At 33.1% G+C, this 13,541-nt stretch carries 10 protein-coding genes; 2 read left to right on the top strand and 8 right to left on the bottom strand.

Annotation, left to right across the window (positions count from 1 at the left end):
* The first annotated feature begins 32 nt into the window (after window positions 1-32).
* Window positions 33-1,211 carry a DUF1624 domain-containing protein gene (locus ACKGJY_RS09805; protein ID WP_413973703.1) on the top strand — a complete coding sequence of 393 codons (1,179 nt, stop codon included), beginning with the start codon at window positions 33-35 and terminating at the stop codon, window positions 1,209-1,211.
* Here ACKGJY_RS09805 and ACKGJY_RS09800 read toward each other — a convergent pair whose 3' ends face one another.
* Together ACKGJY_RS09800 and glyA are read right to left on the bottom strand one after the other, a co-directional pair.
* Entirely contained in the window at window positions 1,212-1,772 is a 561-nt protein-coding gene (locus ACKGJY_RS09800) for a hypothetical protein (protein ID WP_413973702.1), read from the bottom strand.
* 408 nt (window positions 1,773-2,180) lie between these two features.
* Window positions 2,181-3,452: a serine hydroxymethyltransferase gene (glyA, locus tag ACKGJY_RS09795; RefSeq protein ID WP_413973701.1), complete on the bottom strand. Its 1,272-nt coding sequence runs from the start codon at window positions 3,450-3,452 to the stop codon at window positions 2,181-2,183.
* Window positions 3,453-3,896: 444 nt separating this feature from the next.
* On the opposite strand from glyA, the gene ACKGJY_RS09790 reads away from it, so the two are divergent.
* Window positions 3,897-5,084 (top strand): hypothetical protein, encoded by a 1,188-nt coding sequence (locus ACKGJY_RS09790; RefSeq protein WP_413973700.1) that lies wholly within the window; start codon window positions 3,897-3,899, stop codon window positions 5,082-5,084.
* A 172-nt stretch (window positions 5,085-5,256) separates the two neighbouring features.
* Here ACKGJY_RS09790 and ACKGJY_RS09785 read toward each other — a convergent pair whose 3' ends face one another.
* The 6 genes from ACKGJY_RS09785 to ACKGJY_RS09760 form a co-directional block, all read right to left on the bottom strand.
* Window positions 5,257-6,003, bottom strand: a complete 747-nt coding sequence (locus ACKGJY_RS09785) for a carboxypeptidase-like regulatory domain-containing protein (protein WP_413973699.1) — start codon at window positions 6,001-6,003, stop codon at window positions 5,257-5,259.
* A 504-nt stretch (window positions 6,004-6,507) separates the two neighbouring features.
* Window positions 6,508-7,083, bottom strand: a complete 576-nt coding sequence (locus ACKGJY_RS09780; RefSeq protein ID WP_413973698.1) for a DUF4870 domain-containing protein — start codon at window positions 7,081-7,083, stop codon at window positions 6,508-6,510.
* 306 nt (window positions 7,084-7,389) lie between these two features.
* Window positions 7,390-9,099 (bottom strand): glycoside hydrolase family 9 protein, encoded by a 1,710-nt coding sequence (locus ACKGJY_RS09775; RefSeq protein WP_413973697.1) that lies wholly within the window; start codon window positions 9,097-9,099, stop codon window positions 7,390-7,392.
* Window positions 9,100-9,324: 225 nt separating this feature from the next.
* The gene (locus tag ACKGJY_RS09770; RefSeq protein WP_413973696.1) at window positions 9,325-11,283 is read right to left on the bottom strand and encodes a glycoside hydrolase family 9 protein; all 1,959 of its coding nucleotides are present in this window, start codon (window positions 11,281-11,283) and stop codon (window positions 9,325-9,327) included.
* 168 nt (window positions 11,284-11,451) lie between these two features.
* Complete coding sequence (locus ACKGJY_RS09765) at window positions 11,452-13,140, bottom strand: pseudouridine synthase (protein ID WP_413973695.1); 1,689 nt, start codon at window positions 13,138-13,140, stop codon at window positions 11,452-11,454.
* Window positions 13,127-13,534, bottom strand: coding sequence for a gamma-glutamylcyclotransferase (locus ACKGJY_RS09760; protein WP_413973694.1), 408 nt, complete (start codon window positions 13,532-13,534; stop codon window positions 13,127-13,129). The genes ACKGJY_RS09765 and ACKGJY_RS09760 overlap by 14 nt, the downstream gene beginning before the upstream one ends.
* Window positions 13,535-13,541 lie beyond the last annotated feature (7 nt).

The raw sequence follows: 13,541 nt of genomic DNA, 5'->3' as shown, positions 1-13,541 counted from the left end.
TATTAATTGTTTTTTGAAATCTCATCTTAATTATGAAAATAAAATCTAGTCGTATTGAATCTATCGATATTTTACGTGGCTTAGTCATGGTATTAATGGCTTTAGACCATACTAGGGACTATTTTCATTATGGTGCATTTTTCTCAAACCCAACAGATTTAGAAACTACAACACCCTTTGTGTTTTTTACAAGATTTATAACTCATTATTGTGCGCCAATTTTTATTTTTTTAGCAGGCACATCTGCATATTTATATGGTGCTAAAAAAACTAAGGCTCAGGTATTTAAATTTTTAGTAACTAGAGGGTTTTGGTTAATATTTCTAGCTATCGTTGTTAATAATTTCCTTTGGAAGTTTGACATTACTTATAGTTTTATAATTCTGCAAGTTATTTGGGCTATTGGCTTGTGTATGATACTACTTTCATTTGCAATTTATATACCAATTAAAGCACTATTAATAATAGGTATAGCTTTAGTTGCTGGTCATAATCTACTAGACGGCATCACTGTTGAAGGTAGCAGCTTTACATCTATAATTTGGTATATATTGCATCAACAACAGTTTATCTTGCTAGATGACAAGATGGTAGCATTTGCATACCCAATTATTCCTTGGTTTGGACTCATTACTCTTGGATATTGTTTTGGCAAACTTTATAGTAAGGATTTTAGTTTAGAAAAAAGAAAAACGTATTTACTGTCTATAGGTATTACATCTATAATACTATTTTTTGTAGTAAGAGGTATCAATATTTATGGGGATTTAGTACCGTGGACAACGCAAGACACCGCAACTAAAACCGTATTATCATTTTTTAAAGTCACCAAATATCCGCCATCTTTAAGCTATATATTGATTACCATGGGGCCAGCGCTTCTATTTTTATATGCTATTGAAAATATAAAAAATAAAGTAACAGACTTTCTATTAGTCTTTGGACGCGTACCTTTATTCTATTATTTCTTACATATTTTATTAATACATGTTTTAGCTATAGTTGGTATTATACTATTTGGTGGTAATTGGGAACATATGATTTTAACTAAAGATGTGTTTATGAATGCTAAACTATCAGACTATGGATATTCTTTATTCACTGTATATACGGTTTGGCTTTTAGTAATTGCCCTACTCTATGTTCCGAGTAAAAAATACATGATATATAAAGCTAATAATAAGGATAAGTGGTGGTTAAGCTACTTATAGTTACTCTCGCAACGTTCCTGAAAACACACTTACTTTTGAGTTAAATGGGTTTCCAGAGGCACGACGTAACATTACAACCTGCCCACAATGCCACAAAGCATCTGCAATTGGACCATTTATAACATTCCAAAATGGAAACTTATTGTGGTTTATTTCCAAAATATCATCCGTAGCTCTTAAAATATCTGATGCTTTTTTGTAGTTCAATAATGTTTGTTTACGCTTTTGCTCAAAAGTCATTTCTGTGCCGTCTACAGGTTTATAATCTTTTATTACAGTACTAAGTATAAAATTAGATAAGCCAAATAAATGCTCTATAGTATCACCAGACGTTCTACTAGACGCACTTGGTTTATATGCTAAATCTTCAGGTCGTAAACCTTCTGTGGCCCAATAATAACGAAACCCTAATCCATCAATCATTCTCGATATAGAAGTTCCTGCTGTGTAGGTTTCTGCAGCTTCAGGAATTTCGTAATACGGTAATTTCTTGGTGTCTTGCGCCATAAGTGTTGCATTTAAACTTAATACAAATAATAAACCGAGTGTAAGTAATCGCATGTTGTTTTTGAAGCTAAATATAGGGTTTATGAAACTTTGAATCCCTAAAAGAATTCTTAAAATTTATCTCGTTATGATAGAAACAGTTCTAACTAAATATTTACAGGAGTGATAACAATGATGCCTTAGAAGATTGACTTAGTAGAGTTGAATGAATATAAAATACCATGTAACGTGAAGACCTCACAGGTTTCGAAACCTGTGAGGTCTTATAAATAATAATTGCAGACATGACTTATGCCTTGAATAAAAAAATTTGGCGGATAAGTGCGTTAAGGATTGAGGCATTTGTTGAAGCTCCCGACGTAGGAGGAGCGACTGCCGAAAGCCTGACCCGACAGGGTAACGCCATAAAAAAATCCCACACAAGGCAGGATTTTTTTATATAATTATCTCAATTTATGTGGGTTACACAAATAAAGGTCTATCTTTCATCATTCCATTTACTCTAGCTTTTACGGCACGTAACACCGCTTCGTTATCGTAGTTAGTGATAACTTCATCGATAAGCTCTACTATAGCTCGCATATCGTCTTCCTTACAACCTCGTGTGGTAATGGCAGCTGTACCTAAACGAATTCCTGAGGTTACAAATGGCGATTTATCATCAAACGGTACCATGTTTTTATTGGCGGTAATATCTGCTTTTACTAAGGCTTGTTCTGCATCTTTACCAGAAACGTCTTTATTTCTAAGATCGATAAGCATCATGTGGTTATCTGTTCCACCAGAAATAATATGATAATCTTTAGCTATTAAAGCATCGGCCATAGCTGATGCGTTCTTTTTGACTTGCAATTGGTATTGTAAAAAATCGTCAGTTAAAGCTTCGCCAAACGCAATTGCTTTTGCTGCTATAATATGCTCTAACGGGCCACCTTGGTTTCCTGGAAAAACAGCAGAATCTAACAAAGACGACATTTTTCTAAGTTTCCCACTTTTTAATGTGATACCAAATGGGTTTTCAAAATCTTTACCCATCATAATCATACCACCTCTTGGACCTCTTAAGGTTTTATGTGTGGTGGTTGTTACAACATGACAATGTGGTAAGGGATCGTTTAAAATACCTTTAGCAATTAATCCTGATGGATGCGAAATATCGGCTAGTAAAATGGCACCAACACTATCTGCAATAACTCTAAAACGCTTAAAATCTATATCTCTTGAATATGCAGACGCCCCAGCAATAATAAGCTTAGGTTGCGCTTTAGTAGCAATCTCTTGAATTTTATCATAATTTAAAACGCCTGTTTCTTTTTCAACACCGTAAAATACAGGGTTGTACAAGCGCCCAGAAAAGTTAACTGGAGAGCCATGTGTTAAATGCCCACCGTGAGACAAATCGAAACCTAAAATAGTATCACCTGGTTTTATACAAGCATGGTACACTGCAGTATTGGCTTGACTTCCAGAGTGTGGCTGTACGTTAACATATTCTGCATTAAAGAGTGTTTTTGCGCGTTCTATAGCTATGGTTTCTACTTCATCTACCACTTCACAACCACCATAATAACGCTTTCCGGGATAGCCTTCGGCATATTTGTTGGTTAGTACAGAACCCCCTGCTTCCATCACTTGGTCGCTTACAAAATTTTCTGATGCTATCAGTTCTATACCATGTAATTGGCGCTCTTTTTCTGCTTGAATCAATTCAAAAATTTGTTCGTCGCGTTGCATAAAATTAAATTGTCGTTAAATAATTGTGCAAAAATAACAAATAGAACACTTAAAAACATCAAAATACATCTATTAACTAAGCAAGTTATACACCGATTTATTAACCTACTAATGAAACCTATATTTTATTATTCTTTTTCTATAGAAAAGGAAAAAACACTTAAGTTTGAGTAACAGATTCTAAAATATATATTATGATGTACTACGCAAAAACTAAAGATAGATTATGCGCATTTGTGTATTAACCTAGTGCTTAATTTTTAGTTAGTGCTTCTATAAATAATTACTACAAAGCATAAAAGACAATCAAAATAAGAAAGAATAAACCTTCAATAAATAGTAAATTAATGTATTTTAACCCAATTAGTTAGCATTTCATAGTATTAATCAATATTTTGGCACAACTATTGAAAAGTACAACCAATAACCAAAACATTTTAACCTATGAAAAAATTATTACTTTCAGTATTAGTATTTGGTACTCTGTTATCTTGCAGTACGAGACGACAAATGGAAAAAACCATTAGCTATGGCAACTACGACCGCGCCATAAATGATGCCATAGGCAAACTCAAAATAAATAAAGACCGAAGAGGAAAAGCAAATATTATCATGCTTTTAGAAGAAGCCTACGCTAAGGCGAATGCTCGCGATTTAGAAAATATTAGTTTTTTAAAGAAGGACAATAACCCAGAGAGCTATCTACGTATTTTTGACGCTTACTCTAGTTTAGATAACCGACAAGAAATTATTAAACCCTTATTGCCACTTTACGTTAATGGTAACGCAATACGCTTTAATTTTAATGATTATAGTAGCGATATTATTACCTACAGAAACAGTGCGTCTTTACAATTATACAACAACGCACAAGCACTATTAAACTCTAAAAATAAGTTTGATATTAGAGCTGCTTATGATAAACTGCGAGAGATAGACGAGATTAACCCCAACTATAAAGACACGCGGGAGTTAATGAACATAGCACACCAAAAAGGGACAGATTTTGTACTTGTTGATATGATTAACGATTCTGGAAAAATTATTCCAGCACGTTTAGAAAACGATTTACTAAACTTTAGCAGCTATGGTTTAACTAATTTTTGGTTACAATTTCACAGTATTCCTGAAGAAAAGTTGACATACGACTATAACATGAAAGTAAACCTGAGAAATATCGACATTTCGCCAGAACAAATAAAAGAACGCCAAATTATTAAAGAAAAGCAGATTGTTGATGGGCAAGAAGATTTAATACAGGATGGAAAGGTTGTAAAAGACAGCTTGGGTAATACCATAAAGATAGACCGTATGAAAACCGTACGTTGCGAGTATTATGAATTCACACAATTTAAAGCCTCACAAATTACAGGAAATGTGGAATATTATAACTTAAGCAACAACCAATTAGTTGATGCCTTTCCGATAAGTAGCGAATTTATATTCGAACATATTTACGCCACATCACGAGGTGATCGAAGAGCATTAGAATCTAGTTTAATACCGTTTTTAGAGCTTCGTGCGGTACCATTCCCCACCGAAGAACAAATGATATTTGATACAGGTGAAGATTTAAAAATACAGGTAAAACAGATTATAAATTCTTCTTCTAGCGCGTTGGCGGGGATTTAGAAATAAAACAAAAACTCCCAAAGTGATTTGGGAGTTGTTTGTTATGCGTGTTGGTTATGTATATGAGTAAATGTGTGAGTTATAACTAAACTTTACAAATACACATTAGGCTGAAAATTTTGAATGAGTTTTAGAGTGCGTGCATTTATAGCCATTATTATGCGTAGACTTTTTAATATTCAATTTCTACATTTATTGTAGATGCTCCTTGTAGTTTATTCCATTCTCCTTGACTATTCCTTCTAGAGTAGCCTTTCCCCTTGGTCAATATTGCTCCAATATATACCTCAAGTTTGTTTTTAAAATCTGGTATAAATTCTACTCCAATAAAAAAATCTTCTTCTAAGTAAATATTTTGTTTTGTCAAGTCAATTTGTAACCAACCTGGTTCAATCTTTTTTTTCTGAACGATATTTTCAAAGACTATCTTTTCATCAGGTTTATTATCTACATTTTTATAAAAGTTTATTCTAATAAAACTGCTGTCAGATTTGAAACCGCTACGTAAGTAGATATTTATATATTTTACTTTTACAGATGTATCGGGAATATTTATCCTTTGAGCATTTTCGATAATGTCTATATCTTCAGAAATTGCACCAAGCCATAATAATGGGTTGTAACTTTTAACTCCGATTTTCCTATTTCTTTTCTTTCTGTTTGAAATTATAACTTCGGATAGCTTATTTGTTTTAGGTTCAAGACTTATTGTTTGGTCTTTAAAATTCTTGATAGCAATTTTGATAGTATAATAGCTAACATGGCTTATAGTTAGACTATTATTCAATAACGCTTTGGAAACGCTCAAGTTAAACTCACCATTTAGATTAGAAATTGTTCCCTTATTCTTATTTAGTATACCAATGTTTACAAACTCAATAGGGTTTTTCGTTTCTGAATCGATTATGGTTCCATTCATTTCAATCGTTTGTGAATAAGATTGAAACGTTAGAAATGGAAAAAAAATAAATAAATAAGAATATTTTTTCATTAAAGTATATTGATTGTTTAAGTCAAACATATAATAAATCTACTTTTAAAAATGTTAATGAAATCTATAGTTCAAGTTAAATTAAAAACAAAAATTAGTTAATCTAAATGATGAATTTCCATTAAAACTCCAAAGAACAAACTCCTTAACGTCATTACGAGGGAAGCATGACCGAAGTAATCTCAAACAACAAAAAGTCAAACCCAACATACAATTAACCAGATTGCCGCGTCCTACGTCCTCGCAATGACGAATTTTCATAAAAAATCCAAGAACAAATCCATTAGCCTCATTACAAAGAAAGAACGACCGAAGTAATCTTAAACAACAAAAAGGCAAACCCATTAACGTCATTACTGTAGAAGAGAACGACTTAAGTAGTCTTTATTTAAGCACTAAACGGTAATTATTTTAATATGATGTTAGCACCAGTCATTTTATTAATTTTATTATGTTCGGATAAAAGTTTCCTATTTTTCCTTTGTTAACTTTGATTGCAAAGATTATTGGTAAAATGATATTTAAAAGATAAAGAAAAAGCCAGAAATATAGTGACAGTATTAAACTTCCTGGTCCAATATCTAAATGTATAATTTTTAAAAATGCTCCGATTATCAACACAAAAAAAGCAAGTAGAGTCCAAATAATTTGAAAATTCAAAAGATTAGCTCCAATATCCTTCAAATGAATTATTTTATCTTTCTTCGTTACCCATAAGATAAATGGAAGTACTATATTACCTGTTGGAATAATAAGACCAAATAATACAGATAAATGAAAGTAAGCTAAATAGCTTCTGTCAGTTTTTTTTCCGTAATCTAGAATGTCTTCTGTATTTAAGTCTAAAACTTGGCAAATTAAATTCAGAGTTTTTCCTCTCGGTTCACTTTCATAATTTTCAATCCGTTGAATAGTTCTCAAATTAATTTTAGCAGATTCAGCTAACTCTTCTTGAGATAGACCTTTTTTCTTTCTAACATCTCTAATTTTTTTTCCAATTTCATTCATAATTAATATCGTTTACTTTTTGTCAAAACTAATTATGAAACTATCATCTTGATAACGGTTTAAATACGACATTTTTACGACATTCATGTCAATCGTTGATTTTGTTAAGTTCAATTTAGCACCAATAATTTAGATACAATTTCGTTTTAATGCACTATATCGTTCGATAAGCGAAATTAGAATTTTCGCACCAAAAAATCTATACGTACTTACACGTATTTATCAACAAAAAGACAAACGCAAAACATAATTAAAAAGATGGCTTTACTACCGTCGCAAAATTTAAATAATACATCTCCTAAAACCTTATGGAGCAGTATTCCCATAAAAATTTAAAGCATTTAAAGTATAAGCCAATGGTGCATTCCAATTAATAGCTACTTCGTTTGAAGCGAAGGAACACCATGCATCTACATAAGAACCCGCCTTAGATGTATTTAAATAACCAGAACACTTATCCTGCCTCGCAGGGTTAGGACCACCAGATAACATACCAGGAATTGGTGCCTCAATACCATCTTCCTCTGATATTCTATGATGCGGATATGTAGTAGGCATATCTCCAAAGCCTGTAACATAACAAAATCCTGTGCCATTTCTACCTAATAGATAATCCATAGCAGTATAAGCAGCATCTAAATAAGCATTAGTTTTAGTAAACTCATAAGCTCTAATTAATAGTAGTATTTGGTTTGCTGCTACAGCATTACTGCCCCAAGTATAATCTTTATCATCAATTCCCATAGATATATGCATCGCTGAATGTTCTACTTGATGCTTTATTTTATCTGCTGTACTTAAAAACGAGTTTTTAGCACTAGTAATAGTGTTTGAAGGAAACAACGTTTTATGATACAACATAGATATTAACGCTAAACCATCTGTATATCGCCAACCAGGTACTTTATTATCAATATTTGATACTTTAATAGCTTTATTGTATTCTGTTTTTTTAGTAGTAATAAATAACTCTACGGCAGCCCATTCAAATTCGTCTGCAACATTGTTATCACCATACTCACCAGTTGTTACATCTTTAGGGTTTGTAAAATATACTTTAGGGTTAGCTTTTGCCCATGTATAAGCAGTCTCTGCTGCTTCTAAAAGCGTGGTACTGTATTCTGGTAGTGCTGTTTCGTAATTTGCGTAAATTCTAGATGCTACTGCCATAACCGCAGCAAAATTTAATGCTGCAGCAGTACTTTTACCAACTACATAACGTTGTGACTTGTAGTTCTCTGGCATAATTTTGTTGGAAAAATTTAATCCTGTAAGCTTATGGTACACACCGCCGTCGCTTGGCTCTTGCATAGTAAGCATCCAATCTAAATTCCATTTTATTTCATCGAGTACGTCTGGTACATCACCTCCTGTTTCAGGAATATTTAGTGTTTTACTTTTATAGTACGTATCAAAATGCTCAAAAGCTGCTAAAAGTGTATATGTTGAAATACCGCTGTTTACTATATATTTATTGTAATCGCCAGCATCATACCACCCTTTTGGTGATGAAATTACAGTGTTTACAGGTCTTGACGCTGATGCTGCAGAACTATGAACACGCGCATTAGTGTCAGGATGCCCCATAGGTCTTGCATAAACACCACCATATTTTTTTGGAATAGCTGTGGAAGCTCTACTGTAATAGTAGTATTTTAAACTTGCACTAGAAATAGATTTATAAATATCGGTGCCCACTGTAAAAGACACTTCTTTATTAGCAGATTTAAACGTATAAACACCAGCGGTATTTATAGCGGATATATCGGCTTGTGATACATATACTTGTGCATCAGCCCAATATGTAGCCAACTTAGAAGTTCCAGAAAGTACTATAGCATCATTAGCATCTAAAACATTAAAGGATTGTGGTGAAAAGTTATCACCTGATGTTAAACTGATAATTTTAGATCTATTATTAAAATACCCTAATTGGTTGTACCTTATATCTATAGTTTGAGATACACAAATTAGTACATTAAATAATACTAGTGTAATACTTAATTTTAGTTTCATTATAATAGATTTTTAATATGTATTGATACTGACAATTAATAGTTTAAAGATTGCAAATATACTAAAATCGTGTGGCTCTATAATTAAAATGGTAATTGTGAGAAATGAGATTTAATTATATACAGGTACGTTATCATTGAGAAGAATTAATCTTAAATAATCTTAAATTTAAAAATACATATGTATAACTAAAACTTAATAGTGATATTAGACATATTCTTATTTTTATTGTTTTATTATATTCTTAATATCTATTTCATTATCTGTATTAGTGATTTTTAAGACATATAAACCACTTTTAAAGTTAGTTAAATTTAATTGTGTTGTGGTAGATGTGTGTACTATTTGCCCAAGCATATCATAAATCACTACTGATGTAATGGTTTTTGAAGACTTTATGTTGAATTGGCCTTGTGTTGGATTTGGATATATCACTACAGCATTAGAAGGCGACAAACTAAAATCTTCTGTACTTAATGCTGCATTATTTTGATAGAAATTTAAAGCATTTACGGCATAAGCTAATGGCGCATTCCAGTTAATGGTCACTTCATTTGAAGCGTAAGAACACCAATCGTCAACATAAGATCCAGCATTCGATGTATTTATATAACCAGAGCAACCATCTTGCCTTCCTGGATTAGGACCACCACTTAGCATTCCTGGTACTGGTGCTGCAACGCCATCGGCATCCGAGACTCTGTGATGAGGGAAAGTTGTAGATACATCTCCAAACCCTGTTACATAACTATACCCTGTTCCGTTTCTTCCAAACAAATAATCCATAGCTACATAAGCAGCATCTAAAAAGGATTCATCATCAGTTAACTCATAAGCCCTAATTAATAAAACCACTTGATTTGCAGCTACACCGTTACTACCCCACACATAATCGAAATTAGAAGTACCCATAGTAATATTCATAGCTCCATTTTCTACGCCATTTTTTAGCGTATTAGCAGTATTTAAAAACGTACTTCTGGCGGTATTACTAATATTTGAAGAAAATACGGTATCGTGATGTAATATTGATATTAACGCTAATGGGGCAGTATACTGCCAACTAGGAGTACCATTACCAATACTAAATATGTTAATATCGTTACTATAGTCAGTATTTCCTGTGGTAACAAATAACTCTACAGCAGCCCATTGAAATTCATCGGTAACATTACCATCACCATATTCACCCGTTCTAACATCCGAAGGGTTTGTAAAATATTGAGTTGGGTTAGCTTCTGCCCATGCATAAGCAGCTTCTGCTGCATTTAAAAGAGTAGCGCTATATCCTGGTAATTCAGTCTCATATTCAGCATAAACTCTAGAAGCTACAGCCATAACCGCTGCAAAATTTAGTGCTGCAGAAGTACTTTTACCAACTACATAACGTTGCGCATTATAATTATTTGGCATTATTCTACCAGAAAAATTTAATCCTGTAAGTTTATGATATACAGCACCATCAGCGGGTTCTTGCATTGTTAACATCCAATCTAAATTCCATTTTACTTCGTCTAACACATCTGGTAACGTACCACCTGTTTCTGGAATATTAAGTGTTTTACTCTTGTAGTACGTATCAAAATGCTCAAAAGCTGCTAAAAGTGTATATGTTGAAATACCACTGTTTACTATATATTTGTTATAATCTCCTGCATCATACCATCCTTTTGGTGATGATATTACAGTATTTGTTGGTCGTGATGCTGATGCTGCTGAACTATGTACCCTTACATTAGTATCTGGATGCCCCATAGATCTTGCATGCACACCTCCGTAAGTTGATGAAATAACTGTAGAAGCCCTATTAAAATAATAGTATTTTAAGCTTGCGCTTGAAATAGATTCGTATATATCAGTACCTACATTAAAGTTTACTTCACTATTATTTATTTGAAGTCTGTAAACTCCTGTTGTAGAAATTTCAGAAACATCCACTTTTGATACATATTCTTGAGCATCAGACCAAAATCTAACCACCTCTGAAGTACCAGAAAGCACTACATTATCATTAGCATCTAACACCGAAAAAGATTGGGGTGAAAAGTTACTTGCTGAGTTAAGACTAATAGTTTTTTCTCTAGTACTAAAATAACCTAACTGATTATATCTAATATCTATTGTTTGGGCTAATGCTATTGATACGTTAAACAGAAGAACTCCAAAAAGTAATTTTAAATTCATTATAGTAGGGTTAAAAATAATAGCTTAAAGATAACACATTTGTGAATTTTAAGCTAAAGAACGATGTATAGTGATTAAATAAGTAGAGTGTTTTTCGACGAATAACCTTTTATATTGTAAAACACATAAAATCAACAATTTAAATATCACAATACGTGTTTGTAATTATTAAAAAGGAGCTTCACAAAGGACCTCTAAAACTTTAAATGTTACAGGGTGCGTAAATGTGAGTTTTTCTGCATGCAAATGTAAACGTTCGCCTTTAACACCATATAAATCGTCACCAAGAATTGGCGTATGTAACCCATCTACATGCGCCGCATGCACACGCAATTGGTGGGTACGTCCAGAAATAGGATAAAAGTGAATTCTAGTTTTACCATTTTCAACACCAACAACTTCATATCTAGTTTTGGCAGGTTTACCATGCTCGTAACATACTAATTGTTGCGGACGGTTATCTAAATCTACTCGCAATGGCAAATCAATAATACCTGTTTTCGCAGAAATTTCGCCATCCAAAATCGCCACATAGCGTTTTTTAATACTACGTGCTATAAACTGTTTTTGTAAATTTTTATGTGTTTTTTCGTTTTTAGCTATTAGCAACAATCCAGAGGTAGACATATCTAATCTATGCACCAATAGCGGCCCTTTGGCTTTTGGCAAATAGCGTTTCATTCGTGTAAGTACAGATGCTGTAATATGCTTCCCAGGCACCGATAAAAACTCAGGCGGTTTGTTTACTAATAACAAATAGTCATCTTCATAAACAATATCTAGTGCTGCTTTATGCTCTGTAATTATTTGTATTGGGTTAGCCTCTACATCTAAACCTTGCATCATGTGGCCTAAAATAGGTTCGCATTTACTACGGCAAGATGGGTAGTATTGTTTATGCTTGCGTACTTCAGATTTTGGTGAAGCGCCCCACCAAAATTCTGCCATAGCAATAGGTTTCAATTGGTTCTCATAAGCGTATTGAAATAATTTTGGTGCAGCACATTCTCCCGAACCTGCAGGTGGTGGCACCCTAGCATCATTAAAAATATCTAGTAAATCTTTAGTTTTGCCTTCAGCATTTAAAAACCGATATTGTGCGTGTAACCGCTTTTGTAGAGATGCAGAAAGTTTAGCACGTTTAGCTTTAAGTGCTTCAATAGGTTGTGTAAGCGTATTTAAATTAGCTGTGGCTTTTGCAATTTTAGCTTCTCCTTCTTGTTTTAAATCCTTCAAACGAAAATGATAATAAATACTCTGTTGTTTTAACGTTTCATCTAAACGTTTATATGCCACTTCAGACAAAGTATTCAAAGCTTTTTCGCGTTCTAACTTACGTGCGGTTTTTTTCGCTTTTATATCTTGTTTAAACGCTTGTAACTCGGTTTCAAAAGTACTATGCGTATCTTCCAAAGCAGCTTTTGCAATCCTTAATGCTTCCGCATTTTCTAATTGTGTAATATCCCAATTAAGTTGGTTTAATGTAGCTTCGCCTTTTTTATAAAATCCATTTTCGTTAAGCGTATCAAAAACTGTAGGCACAAAACCTTTGTGGTAATTACTTTCGGCCAACTTTCCAGAAAATGCCGCTAAATACCCCAACTTTCCGGTTGTAGTTTGCACCACCATTACCCCAAACATCTTCCCTATTTGTATACCATCAGTGTTCGCATCCAATCCAAAATTATGTACAAAATCGGTTTGTGTGTCTAAGTAACGCTGTAAATCCTCAGCAGCTAAAACACTTAATTGGTGCGGTGTATAATAAAACGGAAAGGTAAATTGTTTTGGTACATCTATATCCAAATCAATTGTAAGGTTATGAAAAAAAGTATCGGTAAATTTAGCTGTTTGCATCTTTTAGAAAATCCCCAGATAAAATCTGTATTTTATGGTCTACATTTTGGTTGTAAAGATACACCCATGCAGCTACAGAAGTACCATTCTCTAAAAAAACTGTTGTAATGTCTCTTGTAAATAAGCTGGTATTGGGCTGGCTTAGGTCGCAACCTTCATACGCATCAAGTACTTTAAAAGTTTTAAAAGCATGTTGTAACTTAAAAACAGTACCATATACACGGTTTGCAGTACCAGTACTTAAAACCGCCCCAGGAAACCAAGAAATAATGTAAAGTTTACCATGAATACATCCCTTTGCAATAACTTCAGCATTCTGCGATAAAAATTGAGACATCTCATTATTCAAATCCTGTTGCAATGTGCCGTAAACAAAAAGATAATCGGTATTCAAAAGTAAA

The organism is Hyunsoonleella sp. 2307UL5-6, assembly GCF_047345485.1.
Taxonomy (GTDB): domain Bacteria; phylum Bacteroidota; class Bacteroidia; order Flavobacteriales; family Flavobacteriaceae; genus Jejuia.
Note: the sequence above shows the minus strand (reverse complement) of the source record. Positions and strands in the feature narration are given on the sequence as shown.

Bases quoted from the DNA above. Each gene is read 5' to 3' on its own strand.
- ACKGJY_RS09790 (WP_413973700.1), top strand. From the start codon at position 3,897: ATGAAAAAATTATTACTTTCAGTATTAGTATTTGGTACTCTGTTATCT.
- glyA (WP_413973701.1), bottom strand. From the start codon at position 3,452: ATGCAACGCGACGAACAAATTTTTGAATTGATTCAAGCAGAAAAAGAG.
- ACKGJY_RS09785 (WP_413973699.1), bottom strand. From the start codon at position 6,003: ATGAATGGAACCATAATCGATTCAGAAACGAAAAACCCTATTGAGTTT.
- ACKGJY_RS09765 (WP_413973695.1), bottom strand. From the start codon at position 13,140: ATGCAAACAGCTAAATTTACCGATACTTTTTTTCATAACCTTACAATT.
- ACKGJY_RS09805 (WP_413973703.1), top strand. From the start codon at position 33: ATGAAAATAAAATCTAGTCGTATTGAATCTATCGATATTTTACGTGGC.
- ACKGJY_RS09770 (WP_413973696.1), bottom strand. From the start codon at position 11,283: ATGAATTTAAAATTACTTTTTGGAGTTCTTCTGTTTAACGTATCAATA.
- ACKGJY_RS09780 (WP_413973698.1), bottom strand. From the start codon at position 7,083: ATGAATGAAATTGGAAAAAAAATTAGAGATGTTAGAAAGAAAAAAGGT.
- ACKGJY_RS09800 (WP_413973702.1), bottom strand. From the start codon at position 1,772: ATGCGATTACTTACACTCGGTTTATTATTTGTATTAAGTTTAAATGCA.
- ACKGJY_RS09775 (WP_413973697.1), bottom strand. From the start codon at position 9,099: ATGAAACTAAAATTAAGTATTACACTAGTATTATTTAATGTACTAATT.